The organism is Actinoplanes sp. NPDC020271 (genome assembly GCF_044388125.1).
Lineage (GTDB): Bacteria > Actinomycetota > Actinomycetes > Mycobacteriales > Micromonosporaceae > Actinoplanes.
In genome coordinates, this window is record NZ_JBIRWQ010000003.1 from 524,888 (window position 1) to 545,076 (window position 20,189).

General features: G+C 70.4%; 18 protein-coding genes. 9 read left to right on the forward strand and 9 right to left on the reverse strand.

The window, feature by feature from the left end; genetic code table 11:
* Positions 1 to 10 precede the first annotated feature (10 nt).
* The 5 genes from ACH442_RS09725 (at position 11) to ACH442_RS09745 (ending at position 8,172) form a co-directional block, all read left to right on the forward strand.
* A complete protein-coding gene (locus ACH442_RS09725; RefSeq protein ID WP_396337513.1) occupies positions 11 to 646 on the forward strand; it encodes a hypothetical protein in 636 nt (211 codons plus the stop codon).
* 168 nt (positions 647 to 814) lie between these two features.
* Entirely contained in the window at positions 815 to 4,534 is a 3,720-nt protein-coding gene (locus tag ACH442_RS09730) for a multifunctional oxoglutarate decarboxylase/oxoglutarate dehydrogenase thiamine pyrophosphate-binding subunit/dihydrolipoyllysine-residue succinyltransferase subunit (RefSeq protein ID WP_396337612.1), read from the forward strand.
* A gap of 57 nt (positions 4,535 to 4,591) precedes the next feature.
* The gene (locus tag ACH442_RS09735; RefSeq protein ID WP_396337514.1) at positions 4,592 to 4,768 is read left to right on the forward strand and encodes a DUF6104 family protein; all 177 of its coding nucleotides are present in this window, start codon (positions 4,592 to 4,594) and stop codon (positions 4,766 to 4,768) included.
* Between the two features lie 225 nt (positions 4,769 to 4,993).
* Positions 4,994 to 7,066 (forward strand): phosphate acetyltransferase, encoded by a 2,073-nt coding sequence (gene pta, locus ACH442_RS09740; RefSeq protein WP_396337515.1) that lies wholly within the window; start codon positions 4,994 to 4,996, stop codon positions 7,064 to 7,066.
* Complete coding sequence (locus tag ACH442_RS09745) at positions 7,063 to 8,172, forward strand: acetate/propionate family kinase (protein WP_396337516.1); 1,110 nt, start codon at positions 7,063 to 7,065, stop codon at positions 8,170 to 8,172. Before pta ends, ACH442_RS09745 begins: the two co-directional genes overlap by 4 nt.
* A gap of 58 nt (positions 8,173 to 8,230) precedes the next feature.
* Here ACH442_RS09745 and ACH442_RS09750 read toward each other — a convergent pair whose 3' ends face one another.
* The 4 genes from ACH442_RS09750 to ACH442_RS09765 all read right to left on the reverse strand — a co-directional run bounded on the left by ACH442_RS09750 (position 8,231) and on the right by ACH442_RS09765 (position 11,781).
* Positions 8,231 to 8,398, reverse strand: a complete 168-nt coding sequence (locus ACH442_RS09750) for a hypothetical protein (RefSeq protein WP_396337517.1) — start codon at positions 8,396 to 8,398, stop codon at positions 8,231 to 8,233.
* A 392-nt stretch (positions 8,399 to 8,790) separates the two neighbouring features.
* The gene (locus ACH442_RS09755) at positions 8,791 to 9,732 is read right to left on the reverse strand and encodes a zinc-binding dehydrogenase (protein WP_396337518.1); all 942 of its coding nucleotides are present in this window, start codon (positions 9,730 to 9,732) and stop codon (positions 8,791 to 8,793) included.
* Positions 9,733 to 10,106: 374 nt separating this feature from the next.
* Positions 10,107 to 11,258: an NADP-dependent malic enzyme gene (locus ACH442_RS09760; protein ID WP_396337613.1), complete on the reverse strand. Its 1,152-nt coding sequence runs from the start codon at positions 11,256 to 11,258 to the stop codon at positions 10,107 to 10,109.
* Positions 11,259 to 11,472: 214 nt separating this feature from the next.
* A complete protein-coding gene (locus ACH442_RS09765; RefSeq protein ID WP_396337519.1) occupies positions 11,473 to 11,781 on the reverse strand; it encodes a S26 family signal peptidase in 309 nt (102 codons plus the stop codon).
* A gap of 85 nt (positions 11,782 to 11,866) precedes the next feature.
* Here ACH442_RS09765 and sodN point away from each other — a divergent pair, with 85 nt between their 5' ends.
* Together sodN and ACH442_RS09775 are read left to right on the forward strand one after the other, a co-directional pair.
* Positions 11,867 to 12,271, forward strand: coding sequence for a superoxide dismutase, Ni (gene sodN, locus ACH442_RS09770; RefSeq protein ID WP_396337520.1), 405 nt, complete (start codon positions 11,867 to 11,869; stop codon positions 12,269 to 12,271).
* 94 nt (positions 12,272 to 12,365) lie between these two features.
* Positions 12,366 to 12,773, forward strand: a complete 408-nt coding sequence (locus ACH442_RS09775; protein ID WP_396337521.1) for an ATP-binding protein — start codon at positions 12,366 to 12,368, stop codon at positions 12,771 to 12,773.
* A gap of 3 nt (positions 12,774 to 12,776) precedes the next feature.
* On the opposite strand, the gene ACH442_RS09780 is transcribed toward ACH442_RS09775, so the two are convergent.
* Both ACH442_RS09780 and ACH442_RS09785 read right to left on the reverse strand, forming a co-directional pair.
* A complete protein-coding gene (locus ACH442_RS09780) occupies positions 12,777 to 13,496 on the reverse strand; it encodes a FadR/GntR family transcriptional regulator (RefSeq protein ID WP_396337522.1) in 720 nt (239 codons plus the stop codon).
* A 38-nt stretch (positions 13,497 to 13,534) separates the two neighbouring features.
* Positions 13,535 to 13,912 (reverse strand): hypothetical protein, encoded by a 378-nt coding sequence (locus ACH442_RS09785; RefSeq protein WP_396337523.1) that lies wholly within the window; start codon positions 13,910 to 13,912, stop codon positions 13,535 to 13,537.
* A gap of 70 nt (positions 13,913 to 13,982) precedes the next feature.
* Between ACH442_RS09785 and ACH442_RS09790 the strand changes: the two genes are divergently transcribed.
* Both ACH442_RS09790 and ACH442_RS09795 read left to right on the forward strand, forming a co-directional pair.
* Positions 13,983 to 14,933, forward strand: a complete 951-nt coding sequence (locus ACH442_RS09790; RefSeq protein ID WP_396337524.1) for a diacylglycerol/lipid kinase family protein — start codon at positions 13,983 to 13,985, stop codon at positions 14,931 to 14,933.
* A 411-nt stretch (positions 14,934 to 15,344) separates the two neighbouring features.
* A complete protein-coding gene (locus ACH442_RS09795) occupies positions 15,345 to 15,599 on the forward strand; it encodes a WhiB family transcriptional regulator (RefSeq protein ID WP_067697263.1) in 255 nt (84 codons plus the stop codon).
* Between the two features lie 743 nt (positions 15,600 to 16,342).
* On the opposite strand, the gene ACH442_RS09800 is transcribed toward ACH442_RS09795, so the two are convergent.
* From ACH442_RS09800 to ACH442_RS09810, 3 genes are all read right to left on the reverse strand, one after another.
* Entirely contained in the window at positions 16,343 to 17,080 is a 738-nt protein-coding gene (locus ACH442_RS09800; RefSeq protein ID WP_396337525.1) for a sirohydrochlorin chelatase, read from the reverse strand.
* Complete coding sequence (locus tag ACH442_RS09805) at positions 17,062 to 17,832, reverse strand: phosphoadenylyl-sulfate reductase (protein WP_396337526.1); 771 nt, start codon at positions 17,830 to 17,832, stop codon at positions 17,062 to 17,064. The genes ACH442_RS09800 and ACH442_RS09805 overlap by 19 nt, the downstream gene beginning before the upstream one ends.
* 154 nt (positions 17,833 to 17,986) lie before the next feature.
* Complete coding sequence (locus tag ACH442_RS09810) at positions 17,987 to 19,678, reverse strand: nitrite/sulfite reductase (RefSeq protein WP_396337527.1); 1,692 nt, start codon at positions 19,676 to 19,678, stop codon at positions 17,987 to 17,989.
* Positions 19,679 to 20,189: the final 511 nt, after the last annotated feature.

Here is a 20,189-nt window from a genome sequence, read left to right on the forward strand (position 1 = left end):
TCGTTCGGGGATGCGAATACCGGCCCGATTCAACGGCCCTCCCGGCACCGGGAACGGCGGATGGTGCGCGGGCGTCCTGGCCACCGCCGCGGGGGTCTCCCAGGTGACCTTGCGCCTGCCTCCACCGCTCGAGACCGACATCCAGATCAAGGGCGATTCGGCGTACGCCGGGGAGAGCCTCGTCGCCACTCTGGAGTCCGGCGACCCGGGTCCGGGCGTCGAGCCGGTCACCTGGGACGCCGCCGCCGACGTCTCGCTCGACTACCCCGGCTTCACCGCGCACCCGTTCCCCACGTGTTTCGTCTGTGGTCCCGACCGGGCCGACGGGCTGCGCATCTTTCCCGGCCGGCTGCCCGACGGCCGTACCGCCGCGCCCTGGTCCGTTCCGGACGAGGTGAGCGTGCCGCTGATGTGGGCGGCGCTCGACTGCCCGGGCGGGTGGGCCGCCATCCGCGAGGACAGCACCTACGTCCTGGGGCGGATCGCGGTCGGCGTCGAGGGGTTGCCGGAGCCGGGCGCCCGGTGCGTGGTGACCGGCGCGGTCGCCGAACTGTCCGGTCGCAAGGCGATCGTCGACTCGGCCGTGCACGGACCGGACGGGCAGCGCCTGGCGGTCGCCCGGGCCACCTGGATCCGCACAGCGTGAGATTCCCGTCACGCACGATCGACGTCTGCAAGCCCTGGTTCGTCACAGAGCGGACGTCCGGGCGGACTGCGCTCGCGCACGGCGTAGCCTGGTTACCGGATCCTAGCCCGTCAGGCGTGACGAGGTAGTCACGTGATGACAAACACGGTGAAAGAGGCGAACGCGGCAGTGTCGACGCAGCAGACTTCGCAGGACAATCCACTCGCGGATTTCGGTCCCAACGAGTGGATCGTCGACGAGATGTATCAGCGGTACCTGGCCGATCCGACCAGCGTCGACCCTGCATGGCACGATTTCTTCGCGGACTACAAACCGGCGAACGCACCGGGCGCGATCGTGACGCCCGACGAGGCGACCGCGGCGAACGCGACCAAGAGCGCGGCCAAGGCCGGCACCGACGCGCCTGCCGCCGCCACCGTGACGCCGGCCAAGCCGGTGACGCCGCCCACTCCGGCGAAGAAGCCCGAGCCCGGCAAGGCCGCTCCGGCGGAGAAGGCCGTGGCCAAGCCGGCGGCGGCCACCGCGGCCCCGGCCGGGGCGAAGACCACGGTCCTGCGCGGCGTGGCCGGCAAGATCGTGCAGAACATGGAGGCCTCGCTCCAGGTCCCGACCGCCACCTCGGTGCGCGCGGTGCCGGCGAAGCTGATGATCGACAACCGCATCGTCATCAACAACCACCTCTCCCGCGGGCGGGGCGGCAAGGTCAGCTTCACGCACCTGATCGGCTGGGCGCTGGTCCGCGCGGTCGTCGCGCACCCGGAGATGAACAACACCTACGCCGAGATCGACGGCAAGCCCACCCTGGTGCAGCCGGAGCACGTGAACCTCGGCATCGCGATCGACCTGGCGAAGAAGGACGGCTCGCGAACGCTTGTCGTCCCATCCATCAAGAACTGTGAACAACTCGACTTCCGGCAGTTCTGGCAGGCGTATGAGGACATCGTCCGCCGCGCCCGCCGCAACGAGCTGACCATGGACGACTACAACGGCACGACCATCTCGCTGACCAACCCAGGCGGCATCGGCACGGTCCACTCGATCCCGCGCCTGATGAACGGGCAGTCGGCGATCATCGGCGTCGGCTCCCTGGAGTACCCGGCGCCCTACGCCGGCATGAGCGACGAGACCCTGACCGACCACGGCGTCTCCAAGGTCACCACGCTGACCAGCACGTATGACCACCGGGTCATCCAGGGCGCGCAGTCCGGCGAGTTCCTCAAGGTGATGCACGAGCTGCTGCTCGGCGGGCGCGACTTCTACGACGAGATCTTCACCTCGCTGCGCATTCCGTACGAGCCGGTCCGCTGGGTGCGGGACGTCGCGCACACCTCCGAGGGCCAGATCGACAAGGCCGCGCGGGTGATCGAGCTGATCCACGCGTACCGGGTGCGCGGTCACCTGATGGCCGACACCGACCCGCTCGAGTTCACCATCCGCAAGCACCCCGACCTGGACGTGCTCCAGCACGGCCTGACCCTGTGGGACCTGGACCGGACGTTCCCGGTCGGCGGCTTCGCCGGCAAGGAGAAGATGCGCCTGCGGGACGTGCTCGGTGTGCTGCGCGACAGCTACTGCCGCCGCATCGGCATCGAGTACATGCACATCCAGGACCCGGAGGAGCGCCGCTGGGTCCAGGAGCGCATCGAGGTCAAGTACGCCAAGCCGGACACCGACGAGCAGAAGCAGATCCTGCTGCGCCTGAACCGGGCCGAGGCGTTCGAGACGTTCCTGCAGACGAAGTACGTGGGTCAGAAGCGGTTCTCGCTCGAGGGCGGCGAGTCGCTGATCCCGCTGCTCGACGCGGTGCTCCAGTCCTCGGCCGAGGCGGGGCTGGACGAGATGGTGATCGGCATGGCCCACCGCGGCCGGCTGAACGTGCTCACCAACATCGTCGGCAAGCCGTACGAGAAGCTCTTCAACGAGTTCGAAGGGTGGATGGACCCGAAGTCGGCGCACGGCTCCGGCGACGTGAAGTACCACCTGGGCCAGACCGGCAAGTACACGACGCCCGACGGTCAGCACTCCACCACGGTCAGCGTGGTCGCGAACCCGTCGCACCTGGAGGCCGTCGACCCGGTCCTGGAGGGCATCGTCCGCGCCAAGCAGGACCGTCTCGACCTGGGCCTGCACGGTTACACGGTGCTCCCGGTGCTGGTGCACGGCGACGCCGCGTTCGCCGGCCAGGGCGTGGTCGCCGAGACGCTGAACCTCTCCCAGCTGCGCGGCTACCGCACCGGCGGCACGGTCCACGTGGTCGTCAACAACCAGGTCGGCTTCACCACGGCCCCGGAGTACAGCCGCTCGTCGATGTACTCGACCGACGTCGCCCGCATGGTCGAGGCCCCGATCTTCCACGTCAACGGGGACGACCCGGAGGCCGTGGTGCGGGTCGCCAAGCTGGCCTTCGAGTACCGGCAGACGTTCAACAAGGACGTCGTGATCGACATGATCTGCTACCGCCGCCGCGGTCACAACGAGGGCGACGACCCGTCGATGACCAACCCGCGGATGTACCAGATCATCGACTCGAAGCGCAGCGTGCGGAAGCTCTACACCGAGGAGCTGATCGGCCGCGGCGACATCACCGTGCAGGACGCGGAGGAGCAGCTGCGCGACTACCAGTCCCGCCTCGAGGAGGTCTTCAAGGCCACCCGGGACGCGGCCGGCAGCCCGCCCAAGCCGCACATCATCGCCGAGGAGCCGGAGCCCGAGGTCGAGTCCGCGATCACGGCCGACGCGGTCCGCGCGGTCGGCCAGGCGCACATCGAGCTGCCCGAGGGCTTCACCGCCCACAAGCGGGTCCAGCAGCTGCTCGACCGGCGCGCCAAGATGTCCACCGACGGCGGCATCGACTGGGGCTTCGGTGAGCTGATCGCGTTCGGCTCGCTGCTCGCCCAGGGCGTGACCGTCCGCCTCGCCGGGCAGGACTCGCGCCGCGGCACGTTCACCTCGCGGCACGCCTCGATCGTCGACTCGAAGACCGGCAAGGACTTCCTGCCGCTGGCCTCGCTGGCCACCGGCACGGCCCGCTTCTTCGTGCACGACTCGCTGCTCAGCGAGTACGCGGCGATGGGCTTCGAGTACGGGTACTCGGTGGAGAACCCGGACGCGCTGGTCCTCTGGGAGGCCCAGTTCGGCGACTTCGTCAACGGCGCCCAGTCGATCGTCGACGAGTTCCTCTCGTCCGGCGAGGTGAAGTGGGGTCAGAAGTCCTCGCTGGTGCTGCTGCTCCCGCACGGCCAGGAGGGCCAGGGGCCGGACCACTCGTCCGGTCGTCCGGAGCGCTTCCTGCAGCTCTGCGCGCAGGACAACATGCGGGTGGCGAACCCGACCACCCCGGCGAACTACTTCCACCTGCTGCGCCGCCAGGCCCTGTCCAGCAAGCGCAAGCCGCTGGTGGTCTTCTCGCCGAAGTCGCTGCTGCGTCACAAGCTCGCGGTCTCGTCGGTCGCCGACTTCACCACGGGCGCGTTCCAGCCGGTCCTCGGCGACGCCGGGGTCAACGGCCAGGCGCTGGACGCCACGTCGGTGAAGCGGGTGCTGTTCTGCTCCGGCAAGGTCTACTACGACCTGTTCCAGGCGCGGGCCGACCGGGGCATCACCGACACCGCGATCATCCGGATGGAGCAGATCTACCCGCTGCCCGTCGATGAACTCAAGGCCGTCCTCGCGCAGTACCCGAACGCCGAGGACTTCGCCTGGGTCCAGGAGGAGCCGGCCAACCAGGGTGCCTGGTCGTTCGTCGCGCTCAACCTGCTGGAGCACCTGGAGGGTGTCCGGCTGCGGCGCATCTCCCGCCCGGCGGCGGCCGCCCCGGCGGTCGGCTCGGCGAAGATGCACGAGGCCGAGCAGCAGGCGCTGATCGAGGCGTCGCTGCCGCGCCCGTAAGGATTGCCTGATGGGGGCGCTCCGCTTCGGCGGGGCGCCCCCTTTTAGGATCCGGGCATGTACTTCACCGATCGAGGCATCGAGGAGCTGGCCCAGCGACGCGGCGAGGAGACCGTGACGCTGGAGTGGCTCGCCGACCAGCTGCGCACCTTCGTCGACATGAACCCGGAGTTCGAGACCCCGATCGAGCGGTTCGCCACCTGGCTCGCCCGTGACGACGAGGACGACGAATGAACCCCTTCGCGCGTACGGCGTGAGCACGCGCCCGTCCGCAGCCGCCACGCGACGCCACCGGCCGGTCCCGGCCGCAAGCGCGCCGCGAGGTCCCGGCTGCTTCTGAGGGGCGTTGCCCGTTCCGCAGAACGCCCCTCGAGACAGCCGGGAAGCCCGGGACCGAAGTTGTCCACAAGCGGGACCTTCGGCCCGGCGGCGTTCATCTCCGGCCGGTAGGTTGAAGGCGTGGCGCGCAGTGTCTATGTAGCGGGCTTGGGCCCGGGTGTCGGTAAGGGCACGGTCGCTCTCGGGATCGTCGAGCTGTTGTCCCGGCAGGTCGCCGGGGTGTCGGTGTTCCGGCCGCTGGTCTCGGCGGTCGATCGCGATCACCTGCTGACCACCCTCCGTGAGCGTTATCAGGGGCCGGTTCCGCCGGCCGACTCGTTCGGGGTCACGGTGGCCGAGGCGTCGGCCCTGATCGCCGACGGCCGGCGCGAGGAGCTGATCGGCCGGATCGTCGAGCGCTATCGCGCGGTCGAGCGGCTCAGCACCTCCGTCGTGATCATCGGCAGCGATTTCGCCGAGTCCGGCGACGAGGCCCGCGACGGGCTGCCCCGGGAGCTGGCCTTCAACGCCCGCCTGGCCACCGAGTTCGGCAGCGTGGTGATCCCGGTGGTCAGCGGCGCCGGCCGCACCGGCGAGTCACTGGCCGCGGCCGCCCGCAGTGCCTACCACTCGCTCGGCGACCTCGGCGCCACGGTCGCCGCGGTGATCGCCAACCGGGTGCCGCCGGGCGCCGCCGACACGCCGGCCCCGGGGCTGCCGGTCCCGTTCTGGGCGATCCCCGAGGTGGCGGCGATCGCGGCGCCCACCGTCGGCGAGGTCGCCGACGCGCTGGACGCGACGGTGCTCTCCGGCACCCCGAGCGCGCTCGACCGCGACGTGCTGGACTACGTCGTCGGCGCCGCGCACGTCCCGACCGTCCTGGAGCACCTGACCGACGGGGCGCTGCTGATCACTCCGGGCGACCGGGCCGACCTGCTGGTCGCCGCGAGCGCCGCGCACGCCGCCGGCACGGTCACCCTGGCCGGTCTCGTGCTGACCCTCGGCGAGCCGCCCGACCCGCGCGTCGTCCAGGTGATCGAGCGGCTCGGCACCGGGCTGGCGATGCTGGTCACCAAGGGTGACAGCTTCCACACCATCGCCCTCTCCGACCGCGTGCAGGCCCGGCTCAGCACCCCGCGCAAGGTGCAGGCCGCGCTCGGCGTCTTCGAGGCGCACGTCGACAGCGCCGAGCTCTCCAAGGTTCTCGACGTCGCCCGGTCGGCCCGGGTCACCCCGCTGATGTTCGAGAACGATCTGATCGACCGGGCCCGCGCCGACCGCCGACACCTGGTCCTGCCCGAGGGCTCCGAGGAGCGGATCCTGCGCGCCGCCGAGACGCTGCTGCGCCGCGGGGTGGCCGACCTGACCCTGCTCGGGGACCCGGCCGAGATCACCCGCCGGGCCCGTGAGCTGGGCGTCGAGATCGGCGACGCGCGCCTGATCGACCCGGCCACCAGCCCGTGGCGCGACGATTTCGCCGCTCGGTACGCGGAGTTGCGCAAGGGCCGGGCGGTGACGCTCGACCTGGCCTACGACGTGGTCCGCGACGTCAACTACTTCGGCACGATGATGGTCGCCTCCGGTTACGCCGACGGCATGGTCTCCGGCTCGGTGCACACCACGGCGGCCACGATCCGGCCCGCCTTCGAGATCATCAAGACCGTGCCCGAGGTCTCGGTCGCGTCCAGCGTGTTCTTCATGCTGCTCGCCGACCGGGTGCTGGTCTACGGCGACTGCGCGGTCAACCCCGACCCGGACGCGGCCCAGCTCGCCGACATCGCGCTCTCCTCGGCGAAGACGGCGGCCGCGTTCGGCATCGAGCCGCGCGTCGCGATGCTCTCCTACTCGACCGGCAAGTCCGGTGCCGGCGCCGACGTGGAGAAGGTCGCGGCCGCCACCGCCCTCGTCCGGGAACGCCGCCCCGACCTCCCGGTCGAAGGCCCGATTCAGTACGACGCGGCGATCGACCCCGCCGTGGCCGCCACCAAGCTGCCCGACAGCGCCGTCGCCGGCCAGGCCACGGTCTTCGTCTTCCCCGACCTGAACACGGGGAACAACACGTACAAGGCGGTCCAGCGCTCGGCCAACGCGGTCGCGGTCGGCCCGGTCATGCAAGGCCTGCGCCGCCCGGTCAACGACCTGTCCCGCGGCGCGACGGTCAAGGACATCATCAACACCGTGGCGATCACGGCGATCCAGGCGGGAGCGAAATGACCCGGGTGCTCGTGCTCAACTGCGGCTCCTCATCGGTGCGGTACCGGCTCTTCGACGGCGACGAGGTGCTGGCCAAGGGCCTCGTCCAGCGCATCGGCGAGTCGGGCGGCGACGCCGCCGACCACCTGTCGGCGCTGCGCGACCTGATGGATCGGCTCGACCTGAGCGACCTCGCCGCGGTCGGGCACCGGGTCGTGCACGGCGGCGAGCGGTTCACCGAGTCCACCGTCGTCACCGACGAGGTCGTGACCGCCGTCGAGGAACTGATCCCGCTGGCGCCGCTGCACAACCCGGGCGCGCTGACCGGCATCCGGGTCGCCCGCAAGCTGCTGCCGGACGTGCCGCAGGTGGCCGTCTTCGACACCGCGTTCCACGCGACGATCCCGGCCGAGGGTGTGCTCTGGGCGGTCGACAAAGACCTTTCCCAGCGGTACGGACTCCGGCGGTACGGATTCCACGGGACGTCCCACGCGTACGTGTCCCGCGAGACCGCCCGGCTCCTCGGCAAGCCGCCCGCCGAGACCAACGTGATCACCCTGCACCTGGGCAACGGCGCCAGCGCCTCCGCGGTCCGCGGCGGCCGGTGCGAGGCCACGTCGATGGGCATGACCCCGCTCAGCGGCCTGGTGATGGGCACCCGCTCCGGCGACATCGACCCGAGCCTGATCTTCCACCTGCACCGGGCCGGTGGGCTGCCGCTCGACGAGATCGAGGAGTCGCTGACCCGGCACGGCGGCCTGGCCGGCCTGGCCGGTGCCAACGACATGCGCGAGGTGCTGGAACGTCGCGCGGCCGGCGACGCGGACGCGACCCTGGCGTTCGACGTCTACATCCGCCGGCTGAAGGAGTACGTCGGCTCCTACCTGGCCGTGCTCGGCCGGCTGGACGCGATCACCTTCACCGCCGGCGTCGGGGAGAACTCGCCGGAGGTGCGGCTGGCCGCCCTGGCCGGCCTGGAGCCCCTGGGCATCTCGGTGGACCCGGCCCGCAACCGCAAGAACGCCTCGATCATCTCCCCGGACGGTGCCGCGGTCACGGTGTGCGTGGTCCCCACCGAGGAGGAGCTGGAGATTGCCCACGAGGCCCGGCGGGCTCTCTCGCTCTAGACCGGATCAAGCCGCCCGGCCCACGGCAGCGGGCCGGGCGGATCGGTGCGCGGAGTTCCTACAGAGCGAGCCAGGCGATCAAGGCGATGACGATCACGGCCGCCACCACGCCGCCGATGATGATGTAGGGCAGCTTGGACGGTGCCGCGGTTTCGGCCTCCGGCTCCCGGCTGAACGCCCGGAACGCCTCGGTGTTCCCGCTCGGGTCGACGCTGTTGTCAGACATGGGCCCGACCCTAGCCAAATAACGCACCCTCCTGCCAAGCCCGTCCCACCCCGACGGACCTCATGTGCGACCCGCCCGGCGAGCCCTCAGCCGGCGCTCACGGCTGTGAATCCACGCGAGCACGGCCCCTCAAGCACCGCACGGCTCCGACCGGCGCTGAGGGGCTGCTCGATCCGGCGGAAGCAGCCCTTCGGGCCGCCTGAGCGGGCGAGCACTCCCGGCCGCCGGCTGCTCGATCCGGCGGAAGCAGCCCGCCGCGCCGCCTGAGCGGGCGAGCACTCCCGGCCGCCGGCTGCTCGATCCGGCGGAAGCAGCCCGCCGCGCCGGCTGAGCGGGCGAGCACTCCCGGCGGCCGGCGAAGCCGGAACGAGTTGGGCTCGGGGTGTGCGGCGTCAGTGGGTGATTACCACCTTGCCGAAGAGGGCGCCCGAGGCGAGGCGGGCGAAGGCGTCCGGGATCGCGTCGAACGGATACTCGGAGTCGATCACCGGGCGGATCCGGCCGGTGGCGCACATCTGGAGGAGTTCGGCGAGTTCGGCGGGGGTGCCCATGCTGCTGCCGAGGATCTCCAGCTGCATGGCGAAGACCCGGCGCAGGTCGACCCGGGCCAGGTGGCCGCCGGTGGCGCCGCAGACGACGATGCGGGCGCCGGGGGCCGCGCACTTCATCGAGTGGTCGAAGGTGGGCTCGCCGACGGACTCGATCACCACGTCGACGCGTTCCGGGAGGCGTGCGCCGGGCTCCACCGCGACCGCGCCGAGCTCGGTGGCCCGCTCGCGTTTGGCCTGGTCACGGCTGGTGGCGTAGACCCGCTTGCCGAGCGCGACCCCGATCGCGACGGCTGCGGTGGCGACCCCGCCGCCGGCGCCCTGGACCAGAACGGCACCCGCGTCGGCGGCGCGGCCCCGGGTCACGAGCATGTGGTACGCCGTCAGCCAGGCGGTGGGCAGGCACGCCGCCTCGGCGAACGAGACGCCGTCGGGGATCGGGATCAGGTTCTCCCGCGGGGCGGCGACCCGCTCGGCGAGCGTGCCCGGGAACCGTTCGGAGAAGAGCGAATAGCCCCGCGGGTCGGCCTTGTCCGGAACCACCGGGTACACCAGGACCGGATCGCCGGCCGGGGTCACGCCGGCCGCGTCACAGCCGAGGATCATCGGGAGCCGGTCGGCGGGCAGGCCCACCCCGCGCAGCGACCAGACGTCGTGCTGGTTGAGGGAGCTGGCCCGGACCTCGACCGGCACCCAGCCCTCCGGCGGGTCGAACGGCAGGTCGCCGACGGTCAGGGCGCTCAGAGGCGCGTCGGGCTGGGTCGAGGAGGCGTAGGCGGCGCGCATGATCCGACCCTAGTCGGCGGCGGCTCCCAGCGCCGCACGTCGATCGACGTCGCCGCTTCTGCCGTCGTGGAGGATTCGCGGACCCCCTCGATCGAGCCGACCGGTTGTGTGCTGTGACCGCCACGCGGGGAGGATCCGCGAACCCACACGAGCGGGCCGACCGGTGTGGTGCCCTGACCGTGCCCACCCACGGAGGTCGCCCTTGCGGTCTGAGCGTTCAGGGGCGCCCCGCGCCCCTGCTCAGGGCGGAAGGGTCCCCGCGGGAGCGACGATCGGGACCACAGCGGAGAGGGGACATGAAGATCTTGAAGTTGATCTTCGAAGAAAGCGCGCCGCCCCACCGAACGGCAGGGCGGCGCGTCGGGAACTGCTGGTCAGGCGGGCTGGCGGGCCGGCGCCGGCGCCGGAGTGCGACGAGCCACCCCGTCACGGATCGCGGCGTCGGCGACCGCGGTGGCGACCGCCGGAGCGACCCGCGGGTCGAGGGGCGACGGGACGATCGCTTCCGGACGCAGGTCGTCGGTGACGATCGCCGCGATGGCGTCGGCCGCGGCGACCTTCATCGCGTCGGTGATCGTCGTGGCCCGGACGTCCAGGGCCCCGCGGAAGATGCCGGGGAACGCGAGCACGTTGTTGATCTGGTTCGGGAAGTCGCTGCGGCCGGTGGCGACGATCGCCGCGTATTTGTGGGCGACCGTCGGGTGGACCTCGGGCGTCGGGTTGGCCAGGGCGAAGATGATCGCGCCCGGCGCCATCCCGGCCAGGGCCTCCTCCGGGATGCTGCCGCCGGAGACGCCGACCAGGACGTCCGCGCCGATCAGCGCCTCGGCGATGCCACCGGTGCGGCCGGAGATGTTGGTGACCGCGCCGAGTTCGGCCTTCATCCCGGACAGGTCGCCGCGCTCGGCGTGGATGATGCCGCGCGAGTCGACGACGATCACGTTGGCGCCCTGGACGCCGGCCGCGATCAGGGTGTTGGTGATGGCGACCCCGGCCGCGCCGGCCCCGCTGATGACCACGCGCAGGTCGGCGAAGTCACGTCCGAGCAGCTTGGCGGCATTGCGCAGCGCCGCGAGCGTGACGACCGCGGTGCCGTGCTGGTCGTCGTGGAAGACCGGGATGTCCAGTTCGGCGTCGAGCCGGCGCTCGATCTCGAAGCAGCGCGGCGCGCTGATGTCCTCCAGGTTGATCCCGCCGAACGACGGTGCCATCGCCTTGACCGTGGCGATGATGCCCTCGACGTCCTGCGTGTCGAGGCAGAGCGGGATCGAGTCGACCCCGCCGAACTGCTTGAACAGGACCGACTTGCCCTCCATGACGGGCATCGCGGCCTTGGGTCCGATGTTGCCCAGCCCGAGCACCGCGGAACCATCGGTGACGACGGCGACGGTGTTCGACGTCCAGGTGTAGTCGGGGTAGAGCGACTCGTCCTCGGCGATGGCCTCGCAGACCCGGGCGACACCGGGGGTGTACGCCAGGGACAGGTCGTCCCGGCTGGCCAGGGGAACGGTCGCGCTCATCGTCATCTTGCCCCGGCGGTGCAGGTCGAAGACCGGATCGGCGGCAAGGGCAGGATCGAGCTCGAAACTGAAGAAAGACACGGTGAACTCCACACGGCATCGACATTGATACGTGGCACCTGACACGACCTGGTCGCGAGTATGCGCCAGGCGGCGGTGCGATGCGGGGGTCACCCGGGAAAGCGACCGCAGCGCGGGTGTGCGCTGGGGATACTGGAGACTAACGTAACCGCCCTGGGCTGGGGTAGTAGCGAAACAACACTCGCCCGATGACATCTGCCACCCCGTACGCCCGTGAGTCGTCCCGGACGAACTCGTTGTCGCCTTCGATCCACCACCCGTCGTCCTGCTCCCGCACTGCCCGCTTAACGACGAGCAGGCCGGGACGGGAACGGAAACGTGCGACCACGATGTCACCGGTCCTTACCCGGCCGTCGCGACGGACGATCAGAGCGTCGCCGTGGCGCAGGGCGGGCACCATCGACGGGCCGCTCACCAATACGGCGAACAGTGGTAAGTGCCACTTCAAGGCATCAAGCCTCCGTCGCGTTAGCCCCTGCATGTAAGGGGTAGTGTCACTCCCGGATCATCGCAAACTCTATGGAGGAGTCCTGATGCGACTTCCGCGTTTCCTCATGCCTCGCACCGTGGTCAGCGCCCACTGCGACCTGCCGTGTGGCGTCTACGACCCGGCCCAGGCCCGGATCGAGGCCGAGTCGGTCAAGGCCATCGCCGAGAAGTACGCGGCGAACACGGACCCCGAGTTCCGCACCCGGGCGATCCTGATCAAGGAGCAGCGCGCCGAGCTGGTCAAGCACCACCTGTGGGTGCTGTGGACCGACTACTTCAAGGCTCCGCACTTCGAGAAGTACCCGCAGCTGCACCAGCTCTTCAACGAGGCCACCAAGCTGGCCGGCGCGTCCGGTGCCAAGGGCTCGGTCGACGTCGCCGTGGCTGACCAGCTGCTCGCCAAGATCGAGGAGATCTCCAAGATCTTCTGGGAGACCAAGCAGGCCTGAGTGCCTCCGGCCGGCGCATTCGCGGGAGTGCGCCGGCCTCTGCAGTAACTCGGTGTAACCGATTAGAGTCTCCACCGACAGGAGGAGGTCGCGGGTGACCCAGCTGACCCACGTGGAGCCGGAAGTCGGAGACGACGTCGTACTCCTGACGGTTCCCGCCGACGGTGGTTACCTCGGCGTGCTCCGGACGGCCACCGCCGGCCTGGCGGCCCGCCTGCACTTCGCCCTCGACGAGATCGAGGATCTGCGCATCGCCGTCGACGAGGCCTGCGCCATGCTGCTGGCGATCGCGACCCGCGGCGCGGAACTGGAGTGCCGCTTCGCGGTCACCGACGACGCACTGACCGTCGAGGTCACCGTCTCCACGGTGCGCGGGGCCCGGCTGCCCTCCGAGTCGTCCTTCGCCTGGAAGGTGCTGACCGCGCTGACCACGTCCGCCTCCGCCGAGGCGAACGGTGAGTCCGCGACGATCCGCCTGCTCACGCGCCGCACGGAGTACTAAGGCCTAGGTCACGACTTCCGCCGTGGCGGGCGTGCCCGCGGCGACCGCGATGTAGTCCAGGTGCCGGGCGGCGGCCAGTCGCGCCGCGTCGGCGTCCTGGGCCACCAGGTGATCCACCAGTTCCCGGTGATCCGCGTCGATCCGCGTCCAGTATTCCGGCGGCAGGTGCGCGACCACCTCCTCACCGTAGGAGGCCTGGTAAAGCGGCCGCCCGACCAGCTCGAACAGCGGATTCCCGGTCGCCTTGGCGATCACTCGGTGGAACGCCGAATGCGCCGACAGCATCGTGTCGAAGTCGTCGATCACCGGGTCGAAGAACGCCGCGCGCAGCTCCGCGAGATGCGCTTCGGCGCGGCGGCCCGCAGCGAGCCCGGCCGCCGGCACCTCGAGTGCCCGCCGCAGCTCGAGCAGGTCGGCGAGACCGACCCCGGCCGAGTGCGTGAGCAGCGCAAACCCGGTCGAGAGCCCATCGGCGAGCTGCCCGGCATCCGGGTGCGCGACGAAACTCCCGCCGGTCACCCCGCGGGTGGTGACGATCAGATGCTGGCTGGCGAGCAGGCGTAACGCCTCGCGCACCGTGCTGCGACTGACGCCGATCTTGACGCACAACTCCGGCTCGGGCGGCAGCCTTTCACCAGGCTGCAGCCGTCCCGAAGTAATCTCCGCACGTAACTCGTCCGCCAGTTGCTGATAGGCGGGCGGGCGCACCGTTGAGCCGGTCACTCGTCCAGGTTAGGCCCTGATCGGCCACACCGAACCAGCTAATCGACACCCAACGCCCGACCACTCTGCGGGAGGAGCACCAGCACGGCGGTGACCGCGGCCAGAACCAGCAGCACGACGCCCAGCCAGAGCGGCCCGACCTGGACCAGGAAACCGCCGGTGGCCAGCAGGAACAGCTGGATCACGACGGCCGGGCCACGAGCGCGCACCTTGCGCCGGCCCAGCGCGCGGGCGACCAGGAAGATCACCACGGCGGCCAGGGCCGCCATCACGGTCAAGGAGGCCGCCACGCCGAGGTTCGCCGTAGAACTGGTCAGATCCAGGACAATCAGGTACGCCGTGAGCCCGGCCATCCCCACGCTTTGCAGATGGAGCAGCCGAACCCCCCAGTCGAGGGGCGCCGAGGTCGAAGTCACGGGATTCTCACCGGTCACGGCTGCACCATACCGACAGCCGGAACCGGTTCGGCCGGGTAAGGTGCCGCCCATGCGTGCGTTGCTGGTGGTCAACCCTCGTGCGACGGCGACCACCGAGCGCAGCCGGGATGTTCTGGTCCGCGCGCTGGAGAGCGCCGTCGACCTGACGGTGCGCTACACCGAGCGTCGCGGGCACGCGACCACACTGGCCCGCGACGCGGCCGAGAGCGGCATCGACGTGGTGGTCACACTCGGCGGCGACGGCACCGTGAACGAGGCGGTGAACGGGTTGATGACCGCGCCGGGCACGCTCGCCGGGCTGACCGGTCCGTCCGCGTACCGGCTGCCGGCGCTCGCCGTGGTCCCCGGCGGTTCCACCAACGTCTTCGCCCGCGCGCTCGGACTCCCCCGCGACTGGGTGGACGGGACGAGCGTGATCCTGGACGGCCTCCGCGACGGCCGGCACCGGGTGATCAATCTCGGTCGCGCCGATGATCGCTTCTTCACCTTCGCCGCCGGCCTCGGCCTGGACGCCGCAGTGATCCGCCGGGTCGAGCAGGCCCGGCTGCGCGGCCGGACGTCGACGCCGGGTCTCTACCTGCGGTCGATGGTCGGCCAGCTCTTCACCGGCATCAAGCGGTCCGATCCGCCGATGGCCCTGGAGCGTCCGGGTGAGCTGCCGGAGACCGGGCTGAGCACGGTGATCATCCAGAACACGGCCCCATGGACGTACGCCGGTGACCGTCCGATGGACCCGAATCCGGACGCTTCGTTCGATCTCGGGCTCGACGTGCTGGCCCTGCGCAAACTCAAGATTTACGCAACAGCGAAGACGGTGACACAAGTCGCGTGGCGATCCGGTGATCCACACGGTAAACAAGTAGTTCGTCTGCACGACCTTGCCGAGTTCACCGTGATCGCGTCCCGACCCCAGGCGTTCCAGCTGGACGGGGACTATCTCGGCGAGCGGCAGAAGGTGCACTTCGTGTCCGTCCCATCAGCGCTGCGTGTGATCTGCTGACTTCGGGGTACGTCTTTCGGGACGTGCTCACGATCCGTTACAGAAACACGGGCAAAAGGTCGGCGAAGTGGGCGAGACCGTACTACATTGATGGGAGCGTTCGTCAACCGGCTCTGGCAACAGCAGCAGAACCGGACATAAGGGTGCGTGAGGCAGCTCACCCGCTGGAAGAAACTTCCAGCGCTACCCTTGACATCGCGAGAGTTCGTGAAAGCATTCACAAGCGATAAGAAGTAACCGGTAGCGGCTTGTGCGCGTTCCTAAACAAGAAGCGCAGAACGGCTACCAAACACAAAGGCTTGCTGACGCTCCGGTGAGTGTACGGGTACAACCCGTCGGCACTGCGGGCGCATGCATATAGGTAAACAGCACTGTTTTCATTACCCCATCCGAAACAAGGAGTTTGCCGCCATGGACTGGCGTCACGATGCGATCTGCCGCGACGAGGACCCGGAGCTGTTCTTCCCGATCGGGACGTCCGGCCCCGCGCTCCTGCAGGTCGAGCAGGCCAAGGCCGTGTGCCGGCGGTGCCCTGTGACCGAGTCTTGCCTTCAGTGGGCGCTCGAGTCCGGTCAGGACGCCGGCGTATGGGGCGGAATGAGCGAAGACGAACGGCGCGCGGTCAAGCGTCGTGGCGGCCTTCGGGTCTCCGCCCCCACTGCCTGAATCAATCCCCCGCACAGCATTTGCGCCCCGGGCCGGAACGGCACCGGGGCGTCTTGCTGTTTCGGTTCGCTTACCCACAGCTCCCATTCCGCTGAGCGTCAATTCGATCACCGTACGTTTGCCCGCACTCCCGAAATGATCTCGAAATTGGCGATCGATCGGTTTCCGTCGTCACTCCGGCACACTCCGTTGTAGATGATCTATTCCCGGCTCCCCTTGTCGCATAGCGCAGAGTGATCATCACTTTGCGTGACCGATCGACGGAGATGGGCTCTGCTGATCGGATGTGGACGGTGCGGTGTCGATACCTCCGGTGCGGGTGGATCGGCGGTCCGCGGGGGCGCTGAGGGCGGTTGCCGGTTGTCCACACTGGCGGGTTGTCCACAGGGCGGCGGCGAGCAGACCCGATTTCACGCGACAATGGTCAGCGGGGCTTCCCCCAGTGGGGTGGGTGGGTTGTGTTGGTCGGTTCCAGCCGCGCAAGCGCCTCCCACAGCCAGCTGCCCGGCCCGGCTGGGCGCCAGAGGTCCTTCCGCAGGCCCGAGACACCCCTCGGGCAGCTTCACGCCGCAGCGAACCCCGGCGCCCCCGCAACCCGCGAGCCCGGCACCTTCAATCCACGACGAGTTCCGGCACGGCACTCCCCCGCCCCGGCGACGGTGAGCCGAGCGGTTTCATGCCGCGACGCAGGCCCGCACGCCCGCACGGCGACCGGCGGCGGGGTGGCTGCCGGCCGGGTGGTTTCAGGCGGCGGCTAGCGCGCGCACTCCGGCGGCCGCCACCCGAGCCGCGATCAGCCCGACCAACTCCGGCGCATCGCCGAGCGGTTCAGCCACCCCCACCGCTCCGGCTTCCACCGCCGACTCCACCGCCAGGTCGTACAGCAGCCCGGGCGCCAGGAAGTACCCGGCCACCGCAACCCGCCGCGCCCCACCTTCCCGTAGTGCCCGCACAGCGTCCCCGGCCCGCGGCCCCACCCCGGACGAGTACGACACCGCGGCCGGCCTCCCGAGCCGTTCTCCGAGCGCCACCGCAGCCTGTTCCACGGTCTTCCGCGCGGCCGCGACCCGGGTTCCCGCCGCGGCGAGCACCACCGCGTCGAACTCTTCCACCGGAAGCCGCCGCACGAGCGCGTCCAGCAGCAGCCGCGGCGTCCCCTGCCCGAGTACGTCGGCCAGCACCACGTCCACCGGCAGTTCGGCTGCCGCGTCGACGACCGCGGGCAGATCCACCCGTCCGTGGTACGCCGCGGTCAGCAGCAAAGGCACCAGCACCGCGCGCCGACGCCCGGCTGCGGCCAGTACGTCCAGCGGCCGCGGCCCGGCATGGTCCAGGTACGCGGCCCGGACCAGCCACTCGGGCCGTGCCTTCCGTACCGCCCGGGCGAGCGCCTCGGTCGACGCGGCTGCCCGCGGGTCCCGGCTGCCGTGGGCCACGAGGACCACGGCGGGGCGGGCCGGGGTCAGACGTGCAGACCGCATTCGGTCTTCTCGAACATGGCCCAGCGGCCGGCGCGCGGGTCTTCCCCGGCTTTGGTGCGCCGGGTGCACGGCCAGCAGCCGATCGACCCGTACCCCTTCTTGAACAGCTCGTTCACCGGCACGTTCCACCGGCTGATGTAGCGGTCCACGTCCGCCTGGGTCCACGCCGCGATCGGATTGACCTTGACTTTGCCCTTCTTGGCGTCGAAGGCGACGACCGGCGTGTTGGCGCGGGTCGGCGATTCGTCGCGGCGCAGGCCGGTGGCCCAGGAGTCGTATTCGGCGAGGGCGCGCTCCAGTGGTTCGACCTTGCGCATGAAGCAGCACTCGTCGGGGCTGCGGGCGAAGAGCCGCGGCCCGTATTCGGCGTCCTGCCGGCCGACCGTCATCCGCGGGCGGATCGAGCGGACGTTGACGTTCATGGTGGCGGCGACCGTGTCCCGGACCTTGAGGGTTTCCGGGAAGTGCAGGCCGGTGTCGAGGAAGACCACGTCCACGCCGGGTGCGACGCGGGAGAAGATGTGCGCGACCACGGCGTCGGCCATCGAGCTGGTGACGCAGAACCGCGCGCCGAAGGTGTCGGTCGCCCACTTGGCGATCTCCTCGGCGGGGCGGCCCTCGAGGTCGCGGGCCGCCGCGAGGGCCAGCTCCCGCAGTTCCTCGGGGCTGCGGCGGGCGGGGTCAGCGGGGGCGGCGGCGGGGGCCGCGCCCAGGTTGATCAGGCCCAGGCCGGCGGCGTTGAGGATGCTCATCGATTAGCTCCCTTGGACGGCAACAACCCGTTGAACTTGACCGTGAAGACTCGGGCGCAGGAGTGGCACTCCCAGGCGCCGTGCGAGGACTCGTTGGGGCGGAGGTCCTCTTCACCGCAGTAAGGGCAGTAGAGCGGGGCGGATCGGGCGTCGCTCATTTGAGAAGCGCCTCTTCCGCCCGCATCACCCAGTTGGCGAACGTCTCACCGTCGGAACGTCCGTCGAGGTAGTTGCGAGCGACCCGTTCGACGTACTCGGGAAGCTCTTCTGCGGTGGCCTTGAGGCCGCGCAGCTTCCGGCCGAAGCCGGCGGTCTCACCCTTGGCCATGCCGAGAGCGCCACCGAGGTGGATCTGGAAGCCCTCGACCTGCTCGCCGTGCGAGTTGAGCATGAGCTGACCCTTGAGCCCGATGTCGGCGACCTGGGTGCGGGCGCAGGCGTTCGGGCAGCCGTTGATGTGTACCGAGATGTCAGCGTCGAAGTCCTTGAGCCGCTCTTCGAGGCGCGCGACCAGTTCCTCGCCGCGGGCCTTGGTCTCGACGATCGCGAGCTTGCAGTACTCGATGCCGGTGCAGGCCATCGTGCCGCGCCGCCACGCCGAGGGCCGCGCCTCCAGGCCGATCCCCCGCAGTCCCGTGATCAGCGATTCCACCTGGTCATCGGCAACATCAAGAACCAGCAATTTCTGGTACGCCGTGAGCCGCACCCGGTCCGACCCGTGCTGCTCGGCCAGGTCGGCCAGGTCGCTGAGCTGCTTGCCGGAGGACCGGCCCACGATCGGGGCCGCGCCGACGTAGTTGCGCCCGTCGTTCTGCTTGTGCACGCCGATGTGGTCGATCGGCTTCTCCGGCAGGTCCGGGGCGGGACCGTCGATCAGCGCGCGACCGAGGTACTCCTTCTCCAGGACCTCGCGGAACTTCTCCACGCCCCAGTCGGCCAGCAGGAACTTCAGGCGGGCGCGGTGCCGCAGCCGGCGGTAGCCGTAGTCGCGGAAGATCCCGACGACGCCTTCCCAGACGTCCGGGATCTCGGCCAGCGGCACCCACACGCCGAGGCGCTCGGCCAGCCGCGGGTTGGTGGAGAGGCCGCCGCCGACCCAGAGGTCGAAGCCGGGGCCGTGGTCCGGGTGGACCGAGCCGACGAAGGAGACGTCGTTGGCCAGGTACGGCCCGTCGGCCAGCCAGGAGATGACGGTCTTGAACTTGCGGGGCAGGTTCGAGTACGCCGGGTCGCCGATGTACCGCGCGAGGATCTCGTCGATCGCCGGGGTCGCGTCGATCACCTCGTCGACCGAGATGCCGGCGACCGGGCTGCCGAGGACGACGCGGGGACAGTCACCGCACGCCTCGGTGGTCTGCAGGCCGACCGCTTCGAGGCGGCGCCAGATCTCCGGCACGTCCTCGACGCGCACCCAGTGCAGTTGGATGTTCTGCCGGTCGGTGATGTCCGCGCTGTCGCGGGCGAACTCGGTGGAGATCTGCGCGATCGTGCGCAGCTGGGCCAGGTTGAGCGCGCCGCCGTCGATGCGGACGCGGAGCATGAAGTACTCGTCCTCGAGCTCTTCCGGCTCCAGCACCGCGGTGCGGCCGCCGTCGATCCCGGCCTTGCGCTGGGTGTAGAGCCCCCACCAGCGGAAACGGCCACGCAGGTCGGCGGGGTCGATGGAGGCGAAGCCCCGGTGGGCGTAGATGTTCTCGATGCGCGCCCGGACGTTGAGCGGGTTGTCGTCCTTCTTGCTGCGCTCGTTCGGGTTGAGCGGCTCGCGGTGTCCGAGCGCCCACTGACCCTCGCCGCGCGCCTTACGGGGGCGAGCGGTCGGCGTTGCGGGAGTGTTGCTGGGCGCCATGGCGGCGGTCCTCCGGGTTTCGTGGGCACCGGAGGACAATCGCGGCCTGGTGGAGGCTCCGCGACTTCAGCGTCGGGAGAGGGCCGGCTTGTCGTCCGCGCCCGGAATAAAGGGGGGCGGCGTCAGGAAGCCGGACACATCGCGCTGAAGACACGGCCGTAGTCGACGTGGCGGCGGGCCACGAAGCGGCGGTCAATTGCAGCGGTCATGCCGGTAAGCCTCTCACGTGAACCGAATGTGGGCCAGTGAGGTCCAGATTTCGGGAGTGTGTCCCACGGCACTTGGCGGAGTTCTCCTACTGCTGTTACAAAAACGTGACATCGCAGGTAGGGTGCCCTCAGCCATCGACCGAGATCCACACCGGGCCGCAGCGCACCGCCGGGTTCCGGGGGGGGGGGGGGGGGGGGCGGGGGGGCCGGGGCCGCCCGGGGGGGGGGGGGGGGGTGGGGGCGGGGGGGGGGGGGCGGGGGGGCGGGGGGGGTGGGGGGGGGGGGGGGGCCCGCGGGCCGGG

Excerpts from the sequence above, each read along its gene's own strand:
- ACH442_RS09725 (WP_396337513.1), top strand. The coding sequence starts at position 11 with ATGCGAATACCGGCCCGATTCAACGGCCCTCCCGGCACCGGGAACGGC.
- ACH442_RS09735 (WP_396337514.1), top strand. The coding sequence starts at position 4,592 with ATGTACTTCACCGATCGAGGCATCGAGGAGCTGGCCCAGCGACGCGGC.
- ACH442_RS09745 (WP_396337516.1), top strand. The coding sequence starts at position 7,063 with ATGACCCGGGTGCTCGTGCTCAACTGCGGCTCCTCATCGGTGCGGTAC.
- ACH442_RS09750 (WP_396337517.1), bottom strand. The coding sequence starts at position 8,398 with ATGTCTGACAACAGCGTCGACCCGAGCGGGAACACCGAGGCGTTCCGG.
- ACH442_RS09755 (WP_396337518.1), bottom strand. The coding sequence starts at position 9,732 with ATGCGCGCCGCCTACGCCTCCTCGACCCAGCCCGACGCGCCTCTGAGC.
- ACH442_RS09760 (WP_396337613.1), bottom strand. The coding sequence starts at position 11,258 with ATGACGATGAGCGCGACCGTTCCCCTGGCCAGCCGGGACGACCTGTCC.
- sodN (WP_396337520.1), top strand. The coding sequence starts at position 11,867 with ATGCGACTTCCGCGTTTCCTCATGCCTCGCACCGTGGTCAGCGCCCAC.
- ACH442_RS09790 (WP_396337524.1), top strand. The coding sequence starts at position 13,983 with ATGCGTGCGTTGCTGGTGGTCAACCCTCGTGCGACGGCGACCACCGAG.
- ACH442_RS09795 (WP_067697263.1), top strand. The coding sequence starts at position 15,345 with ATGGACTGGCGTCACGATGCGATCTGCCGCGACGAGGACCCGGAGCTG.
- ACH442_RS09800 (WP_396337525.1), bottom strand. The coding sequence starts at position 17,080 with ATGCGGTCTGCACGTCTGACCCCGGCCCGCCCCGCCGTGGTCCTCGTG.
- ACH442_RS09805 (WP_396337526.1), bottom strand. The coding sequence starts at position 17,832 with ATGAGCATCCTCAACGCCGCCGGCCTGGGCCTGATCAACCTGGGCGCG.
- ACH442_RS09810 (WP_396337527.1), bottom strand. The coding sequence starts at position 19,678 with ATGGCGCCCAGCAACACTCCCGCAACGCCGACCGCTCGCCCCCGTAAG.